The organism is Enterococcus sp. BWB1-3 (assembly GCF_016745275.1).
Lineage (GTDB): Bacteria > Bacillota > Bacilli > Lactobacillales > Enterococcaceae > Enterococcus_L.
Genome location: NZ_JADOEP010000011.1, coordinates 102529 through 122981 on the forward strand (window position 1 = coordinate 102529; position 20453 = coordinate 122981).

Annotated in this window: 14 protein-coding genes and 1 riboswitch; of the genes, 1 reads left to right on the forward strand and 13 read right to left on the reverse strand. The window is 38.6% G+C overall.

Annotated elements, in window-relative coordinates; genetic code table 11:
- Positions 1-60: 60 nt before the first annotated feature.
- From lpdA to IW492_RS09640, 13 genes are all read right to left on the reverse strand, one after another.
- Entirely contained in the window at positions 61-1467 is a 1407-nt protein-coding gene (lpdA, locus tag IW492_RS09580) for a dihydrolipoyl dehydrogenase (protein WP_202067394.1), read from the reverse strand.
- A gap of 7 nt (positions 1468-1474) precedes the next feature.
- The gene (locus IW492_RS09585; RefSeq protein ID WP_202067395.1) at positions 1475-3106 is read right to left on the reverse strand and encodes a dihydrolipoyllysine-residue acetyltransferase; all 1632 of its coding nucleotides are present in this window, start codon (positions 3104-3106) and stop codon (positions 1475-1477) included.
- Positions 3107-3132: 26 nt separating this feature from the next.
- Positions 3133-4110 carry an alpha-ketoacid dehydrogenase subunit beta gene (locus IW492_RS09590; protein ID WP_202067396.1) on the reverse strand — a complete coding sequence of 326 codons (978 nt, stop codon included), beginning with the start codon at positions 4108-4110 and terminating at the stop codon, positions 3133-3135.
- A 2-nt stretch (positions 4111-4112) separates the two neighbouring features.
- Positions 4113-5222 (reverse strand): pyruvate dehydrogenase (acetyl-transferring) E1 component subunit alpha, encoded by a 1110-nt coding sequence (gene pdhA, locus IW492_RS09595; protein ID WP_202067397.1) that lies wholly within the window; start codon positions 5220-5222, stop codon positions 4113-4115.
- 1006 nt (positions 5223-6228) lie between these two features.
- A complete protein-coding gene (gene mgtA, locus IW492_RS09600; protein ID WP_202067412.1) occupies positions 6229-8841 on the reverse strand; it encodes a magnesium-translocating P-type ATPase in 2613 nt (870 codons plus the stop codon).
- Between the two features lie 369 nt (positions 8842-9210).
- Positions 9211-9380, reverse strand: a riboswitch (M-box (ykoK) riboswitch).
- 351 nt (positions 9381-9731) lie between these two features.
- Positions 9732-10691, reverse strand: coding sequence for a DUF1861 family protein (locus IW492_RS09605; protein WP_202067398.1), 960 nt, complete (start codon positions 10689-10691; stop codon positions 9732-9734).
- Between the two features lie 134 nt (positions 10692-10825).
- The gene (locus tag IW492_RS09610) at positions 10826-12550 is read right to left on the reverse strand and encodes a phospho-sugar mutase (RefSeq protein WP_202067399.1); all 1725 of its coding nucleotides are present in this window, start codon (positions 12548-12550) and stop codon (positions 10826-10828) included.
- Between the two features lie 2 nt (positions 12551-12552).
- On the reverse strand, positions 12553-13614 hold the full coding sequence (locus IW492_RS09615) for a BtaManbiosPhlase (protein WP_202067400.1): 1062 nt from the start codon (positions 13612-13614) through the stop codon (positions 12553-12555).
- Between the two features lie 11 nt (positions 13615-13625).
- Positions 13626-14525 carry a DUF1861 family protein gene (locus IW492_RS09620; RefSeq protein WP_202067401.1) on the reverse strand — a complete coding sequence of 300 codons (900 nt, stop codon included), beginning with the start codon at positions 14523-14525 and terminating at the stop codon, positions 13626-13628.
- On the reverse strand, positions 14525-16036 hold the full coding sequence (locus IW492_RS09625; RefSeq protein ID WP_202067402.1) for an alpha-amylase family glycosyl hydrolase: 1512 nt from the start codon (positions 16034-16036) through the stop codon (positions 14525-14527). The genes IW492_RS09620 and IW492_RS09625 overlap by 1 nt, the downstream gene beginning before the upstream one ends.
- Positions 16037-16049: 13 nt before the next feature.
- Entirely contained in the window at positions 16050-16886 is an 837-nt protein-coding gene (locus IW492_RS09630; protein WP_202067403.1) for a carbohydrate ABC transporter permease, read from the reverse strand.
- Positions 16873-17748, reverse strand: coding sequence for a carbohydrate ABC transporter permease (locus IW492_RS09635; protein WP_229442250.1), 876 nt, complete (start codon positions 17746-17748; stop codon positions 16873-16875). The genes IW492_RS09630 and IW492_RS09635 overlap by 14 nt, the downstream gene beginning before the upstream one ends.
- The gene (locus IW492_RS09640) at positions 17748-19067 is read right to left on the reverse strand and encodes an ABC transporter substrate-binding protein (RefSeq protein ID WP_202067405.1); all 1320 of its coding nucleotides are present in this window, start codon (positions 19065-19067) and stop codon (positions 17748-17750) included. The genes IW492_RS09635 and IW492_RS09640 overlap by 1 nt, the downstream gene beginning before the upstream one ends.
- A gap of 181 nt (positions 19068-19248) precedes the next feature.
- Between IW492_RS09640 and IW492_RS09645 the strand changes: the two genes are divergently transcribed.
- On the forward strand, positions 19249-20271 hold the full coding sequence (locus IW492_RS09645; RefSeq protein WP_202067406.1) for a LacI family DNA-binding transcriptional regulator: 1023 nt from the start codon (positions 19249-19251) through the stop codon (positions 20269-20271).
- Positions 20272-20453 lie beyond the last annotated feature (182 nt).

Sequence of the window (20453 nt, forward strand, 5' to 3'; positions counted from 1 at the left end):
AAATAAAAAACCGAGCTTGGCTTGCTCGGTTTTTCTGTGTGACAAAACTATATGATATGCTTAAATATGGATTGGCAAACCTAAAGCCAATTCAGAAGCATCCATAACAATTTCACCTAGAGATGGGTGAGGATGGATAGTCAATGCAATATCTTCTGCATTCATACCGGATTCTACTGCCAGTGCCATTTCAGAAATCATGTCACTTGCTCCTACTCCGGCAATCTGTGCGCCAATAATCACATTTCCCTCTACTGTAGTAACCAGACGTACAAATCCTTCTGTTTTACCTAAAGAAATAGCACGCCCATTACCTGCGAATGGGAATTTATAGCCTTTCGCTTCAATTCCAGCTTCTTTCGCTTCAGCCACTGTCATACCAACAGATGCCAATTCAGGATCTGTAAAGGCCACAGCCGGCATTGCTTTATAGTCAACGGCTACTTTTTTACCGGAAATTGCTTCTGCAGCAATTTTAGCTTCATAGCTTGCTTTGTGTGCAAGAGCAGCGCCCGGTACGATATCACCAATTGCAAAAATGTTTGATACATTGGTGCGGCCCTGTTTATCAACATTGATTAAGCCGCGTTCGCCAATCTCAACACCAGCCTGTTCAAGACCCAAATCTTCAGTGTTTGCCCGACGACCTACAGTTACCATTACATAATCAGCAGTGACAGATTCTTCCTTTCCATCCACTTCATATTTCACAGTCACACTGTCACCATTGTCAACGGCTTCTTTCGCCATTGCAGAAGTCACAATCTTAACGCCTTTTTTCTCGAAATCATCAACCACAATTTTAACCATGTCTTTTTCATATGTTGGTAAAATTGAAGGCGTTCCTTCAATTATTGTAACTTCAGAACCTAGGTTTGCATATGCTCCGCCCAATTCAGCACCGATAACACCGCCGCCGATAATCACGAATTTTTTCGGAACTTCTTTTAAGTTCAAACCGCCTGTTGAGTCCAGTACACGCCCGCCAAACTTAAAGCCCGGGATTTCTATCGGACGAGAGCCTGTAGCAACAATCGCATTGTTGAAAGAATACGTTTGAGCAGAATCAGGATGAATCACACGCAAGGTATGATCGTCTACAAAGAATGCTTCGCCTTCAATAATTTCCACTTTGTGTTTCTTCAACAGCATACCAACACCGGAAGTCAATGTCTTTACGACCTTATTATCTTTCCATTCCTGTGTTTTTGTAAAATCAAGTTTTACATTTTCACTGGTAATACCAAATAGTGTTGAGTCCAGTGATTCCTGATAATGGTGACCCGCTGCGATCAGCGCTTTGGACGGAATACATCCAACATTCAAGCAGACACCGCCGATAAACTCGCGTTCAATGATGGCAACTTTCTGTCCCATTTCAGCAGCACGGATGGCAGCTACATAGCCGCCAGGTCCCGCACCGATTACAACTGTATCTAATTCAATGGCAAAATCTCCTACTACCATTTGTTAATCATCCTTCCATCAAAAGTAATTCAGGGTCAGCCAATAAACGTTTGATGTTGTTCATCGCTTTTTGAGCAGTTGCTCCATCAACGATTCGATGATCAAAGCTTAGTGACAATTTCATTACGCGTCCAACAACGATTTCTCCATCTGCATTCACTACAGGCTGTTGAGCAATTGTACCCACGCCCAAGATCGCTACTTCAGGGTAATTGATAACTGGAGTGAACCAGCCGCCGCCGACTGAACCGATATTACTGATTGTAATTGATCCATCACGCATATCCTGAGCTGCTAATTTACCATCATGAGCAAGCGCTGCTTTTTCATTGATTTCATCAGCAATCGCAAACATACTCTTTGTATTTGCGTTTTTAACATTTGGTACATACAAGCCATGATCTGTATCAGTAGCAATACCGATATTGAAATAATGTTTGTATACAATTTCCTGCTTTGCATCATCAATTGATGCATTTAAGACAGGGAACTTTTGAGCTGTTGCTGTCAATGCTTTAACAACATACGGCAGGAATGTTAACTTCGTACCATTTTCAGCAGCAACATCTTTAAACTTCTTGCGGTGATCCCACAGCTTAGATACCTCCACTTCATCATGCAGCGTAACATGAGGAGCTGTATGCTTGCTGTTGACCATTGCTTTGGCAATTGCTTTACGTGTTGGTGTCATCGCTTCACGCGTTTCCATTTCTCCCAAGTTTGAAGTAAATGGTTGAGCAGGTTTCACCGGAGCTGCAGCTGGTGCCGCTGTTTCTTTCACGGCGTTTGCTTCTACTGCTGCAGAAGCTGAGACCGCAGGCGCTGAACCTCCATTAGTCAAGAAGTTGTCGATGTCCTCTTTGACCACACGTCCGCCTTTTCCTGTTGCAGCAACTTGTGTAATATCTACGTCTTTTTCTCGGGCATATTGACGAACAGAAGGCATTGCCAATACACGTTTATTAGGATCGGCAGCTGTAACAACGTCAGAAGACGCTGCAGGCGCTGCTTCTGTTTTAGATTCTGTCGAGGCTGGTGCAGGAACACTTGCTGGTGCAGCATTATGTCCCGGTGCATCAATCTCAACCAGTACATCGCCGACATTGGCTATTGTGCCTTCAGAAACAACAATGTTTTTCACTGTTCCTGTCACTGGTGACGGAATTTCTTCTACTGATTTGTCATTTTGCACTTCCAATAATGTATCATCTTCATTAATTGTATCGCCGGCTTTTACAAACCACTTAACAATTTCTCCTTCAGCAATTCCTTCACCAATATCCGGTAATTTGAATTGGAAGACCCCATCGCCTGAACCAGATGATTCTGCCGGAGCTGCAGGCTGTGCTGGTGTTTGTTCCTGAGAGGCTGCTCCGCTGCTGCCTTCATTATCTTCATGTCCCGGTGCGTCAATTTCGACCAGTACATCACCGACATTGGCTACTGTGCCTTCGGGAACAACAATATTTTTCACTGTTCCTGTCACTGGTGACGGAATTTCTTCTACTGATTTATCATTTTGTACTTCTAATAATGTATCATCTTCATTAATTGTATCGCCGGCTTTTACAAACCATTTTACGATTTCACCTTCAGCGATTCCTTCACCGATATCCGGTAGTTTAAATTGATAAGCCATCGTTTTTTTCTTCCCTTCTTTACTAATTAAAATTCAACGATTTCTTTCACTTTTGCTTCAATATCAGAAGCATTAGGCAGCCAAATATTTTCCGCTTGACCAAATGGGAAGATGGTATCTGGTGCTGATACACGGCCAATTGGTGCTTGTAGAGAAAGAACAGCTCGTTCTGAAATTTCAGAAACAACTTGTGCAGCTACGCCTGCCTGTTTCTGCGCTTCCTGAACGACAACCACACGGCCTGTTTTTTCAACAGACGCAATAATTGTTTCAATATCAAGAGGAGCTACAGTACGTAAATCGATAATTTCAACAGAAATATTTTCTTTTTCAAGCGTTTCAGCAGCTTTGACTGCTTCACGAACCATGGCACCGTAAGTAATGATGGAAACATCGCTTCCTTCACGGGTAACAGCTGCTTTGTCCAAAGGTACTTCATATGCTTCATCCGGCACTTCCTCACGGAAAGAACGGTACAATTTCATATGTTCAAGGAAAACAACCGGGTCATTACTGCGGATTGAAGAAATCAGCAACCCTTTTGCATCGTATGGATTTGATGGAATAACTACACGTAACCCCGGTGACTGAGCCATCAGTCCTTCCAGATTATCAGAATGGAGTTCGGGAGTGTGTACTCCTCCGCCAAATGGTGAACGAATAGTTACCGGGATATTTCTTGTACCGCTCATACGATAACGAGTACGAGCCATTTGAGCAACTACTGCATCCATCGTTTCAAAAATAAAGCCGAAAAATTGAATTTCAGGAACCGGACGATATCCTTCCAAAGCAAGACCAAATGCCAATCCGCCAATACCAGACTCAGCTAACGGCGTATCAAATACACGATCTTCGCCGAATTTTTCCTGTAAACCTTCTGTCGCACGGAATACACCGCCGTTTTTACCAACATCTTCACCAAAAACCAATACGTTTTCATCATTCTCTAACTCAAGAGCTAGGGCATCAGTAATAGCTTGAATCATTGTTTTTTGTGCCATGATTATTTCGACTCCTTCGCTTCGTAAATTGCAATTTGTTCTTTGATACTTTGTGGTTGTACTTCAAACATATGTTTCAGGAAATGAGAAACTTTTTGTTTGCCCACTTTATCTGCTTCAGAAATTGCTGTTTTAATTTCTTCTTTTGTTTGTTCAATAATTTGTTCTTCTTTTTCTTCAGACCATAATCCCTTTTCAGTAAGATAATTACGGAAACGGATCAATGGATCTTTTTGTTGCCACTCATCGTCCATTTCTTTTGAACGGTAACGAGTTGGGTCATCCCCTGACAATGTATGTGGACCATAACGGTAAGTTAATGTTTCAATTAAGACAGGACCGTTTCCTTCTGCTGCCCAGTCACGTGCTTCCTTAGCAACTGTGTAAACAGCCAAAGGATCCATTCCATCTACTTGGATACCTGGAATTCCTGCTGCCACTGCTTTTTGTGCCAGCGTTTTAGCCGCTGTTTGTTTTTCACGAGGAGTTGAAATCGCAAAACCATTATTTTGAATGATGAAAACGCCATTTGCCTGATACGCTCCTGCAAAGTTGATTGCTTCATAGAAATCTCCCTGTGAAGAACCGCCGTCACCAGTATAAGTGAAGACAACATTTTTTTTGCCGCGTTTCTTCATACCCAAAGCAACGCCTGCTGCTTGAATGTATTGTGCACCGATAATGATTTGTGGAGGCATAGCATGCAGATCATCTGCGTACATATTTCCTCCGGCATGTCCTCTTGACCATAGGAAAGCTTCTTTTAAAGGAAGACCATGTTGAACCAATTGCGGCACATCACGATATCCAGGTAACAAGTAATCCTCTTTTTCCATAGCGAAATGACTGGCCAATTGACTTGCTTCCTGTCCTGCTGTTGGAGCGTAGAATCCTAAACGTCCCTGACGGTTTAATGCAGTTGAACGTTGATCCAGCACTCTTGACCAAACCATGCGTGTCATTAATTCAACTAATTCCTCATCTGATAAATCCGGAATCAGCTCTTTGTTTACAACTTTCCCATCTTTATCCAGTGCCTGGTAAGTCGGGAACTCTGCGTTGACTTCATCCATTAGCTGATTAAAGTCAATAGGTTTTTTCTTGTTTGCCATTTTGTCACACAATCCTCTCTATTAACAATTCTTTTTTATTTTAGAGAAAAATGAAACAGCATTTAAATCTGTATCATTTTCTCTGCTACGTATACAAATTATCATTTATTTCAAAAAAGAGCAAGTAAATAAACTCAATGAATTCGAAAAGATTTCTAAAAGGAAAAACCCTTATAAAACAGTGAATAGTGATGAATGTCACAAGTTTGAAATACCTTCTCTCTGTTTCAAATCTGTTTTTAAGTTTTCTCACCTCCTGTTATAGTGTTTTACATCAAAAAATTATAACAGAAAGCTACCTGTTATATCTTTATACTTATATTGTACTTGCTCATTGTTTAACTTTCCAATGATACCCCTTTCAAAAACAAGTGCTTTTTATCAATTATTTTATATTTATCCAAAATTTCTGATATTATTTTTCAACTATTACTTGTAATCCTTATTAAAGCAGTCTTGCAAATTCCTCAGGCTGTAAAGTATTAGCAGCTTATACCAAAATTATAGAACGGAATATCAATTTATCCCTTGGATTGACCGAATTACCTTCGGATTTTTCCTATTAAACAAATAACATCACTTAACCCCTTTGAACAGGATAACTACTCCCCGTCTTAGATAGTTTTTTAAAAGCAAAAAAGGGACTGTGACATAAGTATGTCTGAGATCCCTAAAACCGAATAAACGGTGTTCCAGTCTTTGTATGATTCGAGCATTCGAAGAAGCGTAGAAGCAAAGCCCCTCCATGCTTCGAGAATCGGAACGAAGTCCTTCAATTCTTAATGGCTCTGCCGTTTAGAAATTGATGAGATCGAAACGAAGTGTAGTGAGAACCGTAGACGCAGAAAAACGGATACAGCGTAATGTTTTGTCTCGAGAATCGTTAGACTCGTAGAGACAGCAGTTCTGGAAATAAGTCGGACTATACTGAAAATATGAGTAGCTATTTTCGTATAGTCCGACTTATTTCTTGAGACAGAACACTTCTGTCACAACATATTCTTTTTTAAATCCATTCTTTCGTCAAATGAATGTATAAACGTTTGGCAAATTCGACTGTAATCAGATACAGGATGATGATAGCAAAGAACCATCCCCAGTATGCTGTTGGCAATGCGGTAAATTCGAAAATCTCGCGTAATGGACTGATAACCAGACCGAAACCTAAAAGTATTGCTCCAAGACTTGTCAGAATTACCGGCATAGAAGCCGTACTCTGAATAAACGGCAGTTTGCGTGTCCGCACCATGTGTACAACCAATGTCTGACTGACTAAACCGACCATAAACCAACCCGTCTGGAACAGACTTTGGTTTGCAATCGTGTTTGCCCCAAACACAAACCACATCACCAGATAGGCCATAATATCAAAAATGCTGCTGACAGGTCCGATACAAAGTGTAAATTTAGCTAAGCTCTTGATTTCCCAGCGAACAGGTCTTACTAATTCATCTTCATCCACATTATCCCAGGGGATCGTCAGCTGAGCAACATCATAAATCAGGTTTTGAATCAGCAATTGTATGGAAAGCATCGGCAGGAATGGCAGGAAGGCACTCGCCACTAAAATAGAAAAGACATTCCCAAAGTTCGAGCTGATTGTGATCTTGATATATTTCATCATATTGCTGAAAACTTTTCGGCCTTCAATCACGCCTTCTTCCAGCACATTCAGACTCTTCTCAAGTAAAATAATTGAACTGGCATCTTTAGTAATATCCGCAGCTGTATCAACAGAAATGCCAACATCTGCTTTTCTAAGTGCGGGTGCATCGTTAATACCGTCTCCCATAAAACCAACTGTATGCCCATTTTTCTGAAGTGTTTCGATAATTCGAGATTTTTGCATTGGATTCAGTTTAGCAAACAAATTAGTCAGCTCAACTTCTTTTTCCAATTCCTCATTAGACATTTCATCAATTTCTGATCCCAGTACAACATGAGAAACCTCAATCCCAACATCCCCGCAAACTTTTTTGGCAACAATATCATTATCTCCGGTCAGAACCTTCACATTTACACCGTGCTCGTGCAGTGAACGAATGGCAGTAATTGCTGATTTTTTTGCCGGATCAAGAAATCCCATAAAGCCGATCAGCGTCATATCTTTTTCATCATCCGCACTATATATCGCTTCATTGTGAACATCTTTTTTCAGTGCTACAGCAATAACCCGCATTCCCTGTTCATTCATCTTACGGTTAACATCACGCATTTTCTGACGCAGTTCTTCGGTCAATCCAACAATTTCTCCATTAATTTCTGCATGAGTACAAACAGCTTCCATCTCTTCAACGGCTCCCTTAGTTACCATAAACTGATGTCCATCCGCATTTACAACAACGGTTAACCTTCTTCTCGAGAAATCAAAAGGAATCTCATCCAGTTTTGTCACAGTTTGAAAAGGAGTCTCTCTTTTATTTTCAGTATAGTAATTAATAACAGCTATATCCATCAGATTTTTCCAGCCTGTTTGATAATGAGAGTTCAAAAATGCCATATCCAATACTTGCTTATTCTCATCCCCCAAAGGATTTAAATGCTTCACCAGTACTACGCGATCTTCTGTTATTGTTCCGGTCTTATCTGTACACAGCACATCCATGCTTCCCAGATTTTGAATGGAAGGAAGCTCTTTTACAATGACTTTGTGTTTTGAAAGCATAATGGCTCCCTTTGCCAGATTACTTGTTACAATCATCGGCAGCATTTCCGGCGTTAGTCCGACAGCTACAGCAATTGCAAAGAAAAATGCTTCTCCCCATTCGCCTTTTGTCAAACCATTAATCAAAAACACAATCGGAAACAGAACCATGACCATTCTTAATAAAAATTTGCTGACTTTTGTCAACCCAATATCAAATGATGTTTTTCCTCTTTGTGTCGTTGCGTTTTTAGCAATATCCCCGAAGAATGTATTTTGACCTGTCTTTAAAATAATTGCTTTTCCCTGACCACTCAACACATCAGTTCCCATAAAGATTAAATCCTGCATATCCAGTGCGGAAATATTTTGCTGATCCTTATCTACACCAGCATCTACAAATTTTTCAACCGGCATGGATTCACCAGTTAACGAAGATTGATTAACAAACAAGTCCTTTGTCCAAATCAGTACAGCATCCGCCGGTATCATATCACCAGTTGCCAGAGTAATAACATCCCCCGGGACCACTTCGTCCATTGGAATTTCTTTCGTATTGCCCTCTCTGGTTACAGCCGTTGTGTTTTCAATCAGTTCTTTCAGCGCAAGGCTGGCTTTTTGAGAACGATATTCTTGAACAAACGTAATAATTACACTAGCTAAAATCATTAACCCCATCACAACAGCTGCTTCGTAGTCTCTTGTTAATGAGGATACGACCATCAGCAAGGCTAAAACAAATACAAAAGGATCTCTAAATGCTTCAATAAACATGATAATTGCCGGTATCGGCTTTTGTGCTGAAACTTCATTGGGACCAAATTCTTCCAGTCGTTTTACTGCGTCTTCTTCAGATAGCCCCTTTTCAGAGGTCCGCAACTCCATCATTAATTCTCTTTCAGAGAGCATTGCCAGTTTTTTCAATTGCTGTTCTTTTGTTTCTTTTCTCAATTCTGTTACTCTTTTATTTGTCATCATTGTTCTTTCCTCCAACTCCTTCACTCGACTGAAAGGAAAGAAGCCTAACTAACCTTTTCCAGTTAAGTGAAGATTATTTTTGCTCCACCTCTGATGTGGGTCTTCCATGATAATCTTCCCTTCTGTTTTTTTATTGACTGTTCGTTAAATTTTTTGAAAATGACTGTCAGGTCCTTCGCTTCTTTCAAAGCGCCTCATGTCCATGGTACTTCCATCTGCTGAGAAACACAATTATTTGGTAACCCTGAAGCCGCTAAGCTTTTGGTCTCCTGTTCCAAATAAAAAATACAGCTTTTTGTTCAGCCTGTAAGTCCTGAAACATAAAAAAACGCATACCCAACAATAGAGCATACGATAAACAGCATAAATATATTCTCCATCGTTGAGCTTTAGCACTATATGGCGTAGATAATTTCTTATCAGCTGCATTATGAATGACCTTCACGATCATTCCTGTTCTACCAGCTAAGAGTCTCTCGAATCTTTCGCGGCAGCAGCATATTTCCATATAGGAGCCTCACCTAACAATTCATTATTCAAATTTTTAACCAAACTCATCATAAATGATTCACCCATAAAAGTCAAAACAAATACGCCTGCTAAATAGCAAATCTTGTTCTATTTTATTCAGGATAACTCAATGAAACTTTTGAATATTATACTCAAAATAACGAGCTGATTTTCCTGTAAGCAGTTTTATTATCTCTGCTTTAATCGAAGCACAGTCTGCCTTGCTCATGCTGATAAAAACAAATGAAGAAATAAATCATAGCTTATCAACGATTTTAGGAGAAATTTTCTTGTCGCTATAAAAACACAACGAAGGATGAATTAATACTTTCTCATCACAATTATTTTCGAAATAATAACCGAAGATAACTGCACTTTTAAGAAAACTTCAAAACAGGATTTACAATCTGTCCATAGCCTTTGAATGGATACGTAATCTTAACAACTCCTTCTTGTGTATCACCGATACCAGAAAAAAGCTCACAATTCTCATCATCATGATAAATCATCCCTGAAGGGAAGCAACAATCTTTTAAATGTTCCCGTTTTGCAGGTCCTTCCGGGTAGCTCTTCCTTGTTGCAATAATTTTGTAATCGTCAACCGCTAAAGTAAGTGGATCAAAAACAAAAGACATGACTGTATAAACACTTTGTTCTTCTTCAAGATAAGATAAATGCCCGATTACACCGATTTTATTTGTATCCAATAAAAAAACCTGATTGACCCCACCCCATTCCAGATTCCCAAACAAATCTGGCAGGATCTTGGCATTAGCAATTTTTTCAGCGGTCAATTCATCTAAATGATCAATGATCGTAAAACCAATTAGTGCCTCACTGCCATATTCTTTAATTAACTGTTTATCTCTAGGACGTGAAAAAACACCAATACGACCATCTGCTAATTGGACAATCCGAATATCCTTCATATTTCGCGGACCAGTAGTAAAGTATTTAAGATCGTTTAGAGCCTGTCCATAATAAAAATAACCAAAATAAGCTTCCAATTTATCTTCTTTTTTTACTTGAACATGAGTACCTCCCATAACAAGGTTGTTGTCAATCTTGGCAATATAAGGATCCTCTAATTGATAAACCATTGAATCTTCAACTAGCTTCCAACAATTTTTTTCAACCTTCTCGAATAGACGTACCCAGGATCGCATCCATTCACTTCGACGCTCTACTCGTCCAAAAAGATACCACTTATCCTCATAGTTAAAAGGTTGAGAACAATTATAAACATCAAAACCATCAACACCTTTAAAACGAAGAATTTCTGTTTCTGATTTTTGCTGCTCAGCTTCAAATAGCTGCTTTCTTTGTAATGCATTCATAATGACCTCCATCTTGACTCGCTCCGCTCTTCGAGTCAAATAGTTGATAAAAAACGGATGCGGATATTCGTTTATAATATAAAGCAGTAATGAATCTGCTAAAAAAGGACATCTGTCAGATCACTAGGTCCTCCTTATATTTGAACAAGCTGATGGAATGCAGCTTGTAGAGCCTTCATATTTTCATTGGCTTTTTCCTGTGTTGGTGCATTGACCGAATAATAAATTTTAAACTTCGGCTCAGTTCCAGATGGTCGAACGCACACCCAAAAATTATGTTTAAAGACGAACCTCAAAACGTTGGATTTAGGTAAAAGAAGCTTTTCTTGAGTTCCCTTGACTAAATCAACTTTCAAGGCTGATACGTAATCTTCTTTTACAATTAATTCAAAATCAGCTAAAGAAGTGAATTCTTTTTCTCGCAAATTTTCTACCAATTGGTTCATCTGATTAATCCCATTTTTTCTTATAAATTCTTTCGTTTCCAAAACTTCTTCATAATAGCCATATTCCTCATATATCATGTTCAAACGATCAATAAGATTACTATTTGAAAGCTGACAATCTAATGCCGCTTCAGCTAAGAGAACGGCTGCCTGAATTGCATCTTTATCTCGTACAAATGGTTCAATCAAATACCCATAGCTCTCTTCATAGCCAAATAAAAAGCGTTTATCATTTTGCTCTTCTGATAATTCAATTTGTTCACCAATAAACTTAAAGCCAGTAAGAGTGTTTCTGACTTGAATACCATTTGCTTCAGCGATTTTTACGCCTAAATCCGAAGTTACAATCGTTTTTGCCAAAAAGTAATCTGCTAAATTTTCCCCTTTTCGTTTTTTTTCCTTGATGAGATAGTCCAGTAATAAAGTACCGATTTGATTCCCATTTAAATAGATTGGCTTCCCATCTTTAAAGACAATAACACCTAAACGGTCTGCATCAGGATCTGTCGCAATTACCAGATCAGATTGATTTTTTAAAGCTTGTTTCAATGCTAGCTCAAAAGCATCAGGATCTTCTGGATTCGGGGATTTTACTGTAGAAAAATCCGGATCTGGGAATTCCTGTTCCTTCACTAACTTCAAATTTGAAAATCCTATTCGTTTGAATGCCTGACTAACCAAGATTCTTCCTGTCCCATGCAAGGGTGTATAAACGATTTTCAATTGGGAACCAAACATGTTTACTTTTTCATAGTTTTGGGTCACCAAACGTAGATTTTCCAAATACCATTCATCTGCCTCTGAAGAAAACACCTCAATCAGCCCTTCAGAAATATATTCCGTTAATAAATCCGCTTGAATTGATAACTCATTGGTTATTTCCTCCAGAATAGCCGTCAAACGTGCCGCTGTTTCTAAAGTTATCTGACCGCCATCTTGTCCGTATACCTTAAAACCATTGTATTGTTTTGGATTATGGCTGGCAGTGATCATCACACCCGCAAAAGCCTGATAATGCCGAACCAAAAACGATAATTCAGGCGTTGGGCGCAATTGGTCGGATAAATAAACTTTGATTCCTTTAGATGCTAAAATTCGAGCAGTCCATCTTGCAAAAAGGTCGGAAAGATGCCGATTGTCATAAGAAATGACCACCCCTCTTTCAGCTGAGTGGTCATCAGATTCTAAAATATATTTTGCAAGACCTAGTGCAACACGTTTAATAGTATAGATATTGATCCGATTCGTTCCTACACCCAATTCTCCGCGCATCCCACCAGTTCCAAATTCCGGATAGCGGTAAAAACGCTCTTCTAGATCAGCTGGATTTGAAAGAGCAGCTAATTGCTCTTTCAAATCCAACTCTAAACCCTGAAACTTCTGCCATTCCTGCAATTTTGTCTGCCACTCCATCTCTATCCCTCTTTTGCCTGTTGAATGATTTCGCTGATAGAAAGTGTACAACCAGCCATAGAAGTATCTGCCACTCCGTAATACATGGTCAAGCGATCTTCATCAACAATACCACCACAACCAAATACTACATCACCAAAGAAGCCGTTTTTTTCATATTCAGCTTCCGGCTCCATAATCGGCTTTTGCGAACGAGCAATTACCTTCGTAGGATCATTCAAATCCAGTAACACTGCTCCCATACAATAACGATGCTCAGATGTTGCTCCATGATAGATAACTAACCAACCAGCTTCAGTTTTGACAGGAACCAACCCACCGCCAATCCGACCACTATCCCACTCTGTTTTTCTGATTCCTAAAAGATGTTTGTGATTTCCCCAGCTGACTAAGTCCGGTGAAGAAGCTATCCAAATGTCATAATTCCCGATACTTTTCAAAGAAGGTCGGTGTAAAGCATAATAGTTATCATTAATTTTTTCTGGAAAAATCAGCACATCTTTATTTTCTGGTGCAAAAATATTTCCTAAATCCTGATAATTTTTAAAGTCCTTTGTTGAAACTAGCGAATCACACACACCGACAGGAGAAACTGAACTAAAATTAATGTAATATGTATCATCAATCTTAGTACAACGAGCATCCTCAATTCCATAGCTTTGATACTCATTAAAAGGATATAAAAATGCATCATCGTCAATCATAAAATGATGCCCGTCTTTACTACGCGCAATTCGAATGTAAGATAGGGATGTTAAATAAATGAAGCTATCTAACTTATCTTTTTTGCGGATCATTCGGGGATCTTCAAAATCATAATCTGGATCATTATAATCAAATTCTACAATCTTCATTTGCTTGGTCCCAGTATCATAAACAGGTGCTTTAATTATATTTGGATCTTCAGAAATTGGGCGTTCTGCAACTCTTAATAAAAGCAGTACTTCACCATTGTATTCTGCTACTCCGCCGTTAAAGGCACCAATAACTTCATACCCCTCATGTAATGGCTTCACATCAGCTGGTGTGATTAATGGATTTTCTATAAAACGTTCTATTTTCATGTCAATAACCTCTATTTAAATGGATTTTCAATCTCTATTTTTTGTGCACTGGCATCGCTGATACCGACATATAAAACTGCTCGCTCTCCATGTAGCTGAATGCCGCCGCTAAAAACAACATCTACTAAGTCAGGACGCTTAGCTGGTCCGTCAATAAAGTCCCTTCTTTCAGCAATGATCTTCGCTTCACACATAGCTTTATTTTCAATGTCCACCTTGAAGCTCATTGCGTAATAATGACGATTCCCATCTGCATCAAAGTTGGCGATATGACCTAAAATCCAGATATCTTCGTTGATTTGATGAATCTCATTTCCACCGCCCCACTCTTCATCGCAAAACTGATTAGACAAAAGTGGTGCATCCTCAATCATCTGAATCGTCAAATTACTGACTTGATCAATAATACAGAAGCCAATTTTCCCACGACCGCCTTTTTCACCTTGCGAACGAGTCAACACTAAAATTCGCCCATCAGCTTGCTGCTTCAATCGTAAATCTTTCATTCCCCAAGGACCTTCAAAAACTTTATATGCTTCTGAAATAGAGTCCAATTGATAAAATACCGTTCGCCACTTTGCTTTTCCATTATCAAAAAAAACTGCTTCGACTCCTCCCAAAATAATTTTCCCATCAATTCTTGTGTAAAAAGGGTCTTGAAGAGCTAAATCAATCCCGACATCGAGCTTTTCCCAAACACTATCATTGACTTCCTTGAACAAATTGATATGCGAATGCTCATCATCACGAGATTCTACACGTCCGGCAATAACTTCTTGTCCATTCAAATCAAATGGTGCTGTAATATTGTAAACATCTCGACCACCAACACCTAGAAAGTTTAAGACTGCTGCTTTTTTATTTGTATTTTTTTTTCGATACTCTGTTAATAATTCTTTTGTATAAATCACTACTCTACCCTTCCTATCCAACAAGCTTTTGCCAAAATTCGATATCTTTTATTTGTCTTATTTATTAATTCAGCTCCAAAAAGTATTTGCAGCTTTCCTTCTATTGTTAATTCATATTCTCTATCATCAAAATTCAAAACCACTAAAATATCATCCACTCGATAAGAAAGGCATTTCTCATCCAAAAAAATAGCTGTAATTCTATTAAAGGGACCCTCTTGATATCGTAATTGGATTAGACTGCGATACCACTCCGCTAATTCCAGGCTGTCTTCATTCTCAGAACATTTGCCAATCCAATTATTGGGTGCATCATTCCAAAGCATCATTCCGCGTGAACGATCTCTATTCACCTTATTTGCCTCTTTAAGAGCTGCTTCTTCTGTCATTGATTCCAACATTTCTTGATACTTATTCTTCGCTTGAATATCTCGGATATCTTCGATTTGAGCAGGTATAAAATCACCAATTCCCAACTCTTCTCCCTGATATAAAAATGGAATTCCCCTATTGATCAATACAAAAACTGCTAATAGTTTATACAACTCTTTATCCTCTTGTACCAATCGATTCCATGAACGACTCATATCATGACTGTTAAAAAACAGAGTTGGCAAGCTATCCATATAAAGAGAATTAATCGCCTCAAATGCTTTTTTTATTTTTTCAAGATCAAAACTATCTTGACTGCCAAGATCAAAATTAAAGGCTGTATCAAATAGCTCTCCACCAACATAACTGGAAATTTTCATCAGCTCATCAGAGCTAATCTCCGCAACAGTAAACAATTCAGAATTATACGATTTTACAAATTGATTAATTTCTTTCAGAATTTTCTTAGTTCCTTCTTGATCTACATCAAATTTATGGAGCTGATTCCCCGTTGAATCATTGGGATTATCTGGAAAGTCAGCCGAAGCAGACAAATTATTGATAACATCAAAGCGGAACCCATCAATACCTTTATGAAGCCAGAAATCAAGCACTTGGAAAATTGCTGTTTTCACCTCAGGATTTCTCCAGTTCAAATCGGCCTGTTCTTTAGCAAAGCTGTGATAATAATATTGATTGGTACAAGAGTCAAAGTTCCAAGCAGATCCGCCAAAAAAACTTTCCCAGTTATTAGGCACATCCCGCCAAATATACCAGTCACGTTTCAAGCTGGTACGATCTTTTGCAGCTTCTACAAACCACGGATGCTCAGTTGAGGTGTGATTAAATACTACATCTATAATAATGCGTATTCCCATTTGATGTGCTTCACTGATTAGAAACTGAAGATCATCCAGAGTACCATATTGCTCATCAACACCACAATAGTCGGCAACATCATACCCATTATCAATTTTTGGTGAGGGATAAAATGGTGTTAACCAAATACAATCAACACCTAGATTTTTTAGATAAGGAAGCTTTTCTCTTATTCCTAAAAAATCACCGATCCCGTCTCCGTTACCATCAGCAAAAGACGGTAAATAAATTTCATAAAAAACTGCTTTTTCCCACCACATCAGCTAACCCCTCTTATTTCAAAGTAAATTGCATACCGTCTTGGAATCGTTTTGAGAAAATTAAAAACAAAATGATCAGCGGTAATGTCAGCAAAACAGAGGCAGCATACATTGGACCTGGATAAGTGCCATATGGACCGAACATTTGTGAAATCAAAACATTCAACGTCACTGTACCATCACTCTTAGACACGATCATATCCCACAGCAAATTCGTCCAACGATCCGTATAAAGAAAAAGAAAGATGACCGTTGTAATAGATTTTGACATTGGAAGCACGATTCTAAACAAAATCTGCATTTCTGTTGCTCCATCAAGTTTTGCAGCCTCAATTAAGGTATCAGGAATCGCTTTGAAAAAGTTAGTGTACATAAAAATTGCCCATAAGCTGATTGCCGTAGGAATAATCATTCCAGCATATGAATCCAGCAATCCAACCTTCGTGATCATTAAAAATTGTGGAATCAATAAGATGATCGCAGGGAAAAACATTTGGAACAAGATAAAGTTATTAACGAATTTCTTGCCCTTAAAATCAATTTTTGCTAAAGCATAGCTTACCATCAAGGCAAACATCAGCATCAAAAAAGTAGCGATAGTTGCTACAATAATCGTATTCACAAAGGCCCCTAGCCAAGGGACATTTGCTGATGTAGCTGACCCGCCAAACAGCCATGTCCAAGAACGTAAACTAAAACTGCCTGGAATCACTTTTCGATCGACTTGATCCCATGAAGCAAATGAATGCATCACCAGATAGATAAATGGAAAGGTCATGATCAACATCACGATGGTCGTAACAAGATAAAGGAGAACAGTTTGCCTTTTAGTCCTTTTATACCCAACCATTTTTTTCACCCCATTTTTCCAACAATTTACGAATGAGCCCAATCGATGTAAAAGTGACAACCGAAGCTAATAATGCCACAGCCGAAGCATACCCAGATCTCAATCCGACAAAAGCTTGGTTATAAATTTCCATTTGCCAAGTATTAGTCGCAAAATTCGGACCGCCGCCAGTCAATTGATAAACTTCAGTAAAAATACCAAAACTGATTCCTACTGCTAAAACAGTTACAGTGAAAAAAGCTGGATACAGCATGGGAAAAGTGATCTTCCAAAAACTTGTCCAAGAAGTCGCTCCATCAATTGCTGCTGCTTCATATACCTCTTGATTGATATTGCTTAACCCTGAAATCAAGATTAAACCGTAATAACCAGACATCTTCCATGCGATCATCAACGAAACGATCATCATTGCAGTATGCGGATTTCCTAACCAATCAATATCCCACCCCATTTTTGTTCGAAGAAATATGTTAAATGGTCCATTATATGAAAGCAGTCCCTTAACAATCAATGATGTTACTACTCCGCTTGAAAGATATGGTAAGAAGAAAGCAACCATATAAAGACCTTTAAATTTCGGTAAGCTGTTCACCAATAAAGCGATAATCATTGACATAGTCAAAGCCATCGGGACAAATATAATCAAAAACTTATAAGTAACAAAAAAAGCGGATTGAATAGCTGGGCTTTTAACAGCGTCTATAAAATTTTTGATACCAATAAACTTAACCTCTGGTGAGATCATATTCCAGCTAGTCAAAGCCAGCCAGAAGGACCATAGCAGCGGCAGCAAGAAGAAAATGAATGTAAAAATCAGGTATGGGCTGGTAAATAACCAGCCCAATTTGGTGTTTTTGCTCATCACTGAAGCGCCCCTTCAACTGCTTTTTTAGCACTCTCAACAGCTTTAGCCGCATCTTTTTCAACACGAACAACAGGTACCCAAGCTTGCTCACCAAAGACTTGTTGAATCTCGTTGTAGTTTTCATTGTCCATTGCCGGAACAGCATAAGGCACATTCTCAGCATAAACTTCCATAGCAGGATTTTTGTCAAAGTATTCTTTGAACGCATTATTTTCAGTCGCATCATCCCGTGCTGGAATTAATGATGTCATTTCCAATAGTTTCATGTCATTTTTTTCATCCCCAAATACAAATTCTAAAAATTTCATGGCAGCTTCTTGTTCTTCTTCAGTAGCTTTTGCATACATAACAATACCTTTCGCATCAGCATAAGTAGAAACCTGTTCTTCGTCAGCTAGAGCATCCGGAACCACAGGTGCCGTAACGGTGTAATTTTTTCCAAATTCCATTTCCGGATATTTTTCAGCCCAGTTAGGGAATGTCCAAGGTCCCAGATCAGTCATAACACTATCCCCATTTTCAAATGGGTCCGTAGCTTCACCAGTTCGCAGTACTTTATTTTTCGCTAAGGTACTCATCAAATCAAAGACTTCTTTCATTGCTTCTTCATCAGCAACAAACTGATTGCCCTCTACAAAGTTTGCTCCGTTACTTGCTGCATTATACAATGGGAAAAAATCAAACCAACGCATCCAGGCAGTCGGGTCAGCCAGATCTTTTTTAGCCCAAAGTGCCCTATCGGTATCTTTGACTTTCTCAACTACTTTTAATAACTCAGAGTACGTTTTTGGTGCTTGATCAAACCCCATTTCCTTCAAAATATCTAATCGCCAACCAAACAAAATAGGATTAGAATAAACTGGCAATACATATTGACTGCCATCAGAAAATTTCCAGCTTTCAATCGTTTTATTCATATTTCGACTATCTGTCACTGAGCTAAATTGACTTTGCTTATCTAATGGTAAAATTGCCTTGCTTGCAGCCAATTGAGCAGCAAAGCTGCGATTGATATTTTCTGAAAGTGTCGGCGTAGTATTTGAAGCAATGGCACTTTGAATAGTAGCTTCAGAAGAAGGACTTTCTTTCATCTGGCTAACCTCAACAATAATATCTTTATTTTCTTTTTCAAATTCCTTTGCCATTTCTTCCCAATATTTCAATTGAGGTGGATTAGGTGCCGCCCAAAAAGTAATTTTTGTTTTCCCGTCACCGGAACCAGATTCTTTTTGTTCCCCTCCACCACTGCATCCTGACAAAATAATTGCTCCAACCAATAGCGATGAAATGCCGATAATCAATTTTTTCATTTTCATAATCATTCCTCCTATAAAAGTAAACGTTTTCTTTATCACGAAACGATCATATCATTCGTAATCTTTTTTGTCAACATTACGTAATTATAATTACAAAATTACTATAAGATTACAACAAGTTACTTTTTTTAAAGAGTGTGGTATAATCAACTCAAAGTTAAAGAAAATCAAGGTGATAAGTATGAAAAAAGCATCTATGCAAGACATTGCGAATGCATTAGGAATATCCAAAAATTCTGTTTCACAAGCATTAAGGAATAAAGCCGGAGTAAGTCAGCAGACGAGGCTTCTTGTTCAGAAGAAAGCAGAAGAACTAGGTTATCAGTACCAAAAAAATGACGAGAATATGGACAGACCCAAATTTCTTTTGTTAGCTACTGAGTTCGCATTTTCTCAAACAAGTTTTTTTGGAGAAATCACTAAAAGTATTGAAACCGAGTCACTAAAAGCTGGATTCCAGATTGATACACATACTTTGACAGAGAATGACATCTCAAGCATGACAATTCCGCCATTCATTAAAGAATATGACGGCATCATTATACTATCCCATAGTGATAATTCTTATATAGGAGAAATCATCTCTACTAAGATCCCTATTATTTTAGTAGATCACCATGATCCCTCATTATTAGCAGATGCAATCTTATCAAAAAATACAGATGGCACTTTTCAAGCTATTTCTCTGTTAATAGAGAATAATCTACAGCGTATCGGTTTTATTGGCGACATCAATTTTTCCCCAAGTTATTTAGAGCGGTACCGCGGGTATCACCGTACATTAGCAGAATATGGTATTCCTTACGATGACTCGATTGAAATCACACAGATTGAAGAAACACAAGGAACTCTCTTCAATAAACTAAAAAATATTGAGGAAATGCCGGATGCCTGGTTTTGTGTAAATTCAGGTCTAGCCTTTATGTTGAATAGCTACCTTCAATCTGCCGGTTACACCATTCCTGATGATATCAGCATTATCTGCTTCGATGATACTGAATTCACACGGATGGCTATACCACCAATCACTAATGTTGCCACAGATCTTCACTATATGGGGCAGCTCGCAGTCCGTTCGTTAATCAATCGAATCACTCATGTTGATGAACCTTTCGTTCACCAACAAATCGTTCCTCAGTTAAATATACGAGAATCTGTCAGATTTACAGAAAAAATGAAGACAATAAAAAGAGAGGGACCATGACATAAGGGCTCTATAATTTATTGGACTGATAGAAAAAAATCTATCGGTCCTATTTTCTTATTAAAAAACAAGGAAGACACACAACATTTCCGCTAGAATAGAATCACCACAAAACCAACTAGAAAGGAAAATGAATGTATGTCTACACTTGATTCTATCAAACAAATCCTTGGAGTGAAAGA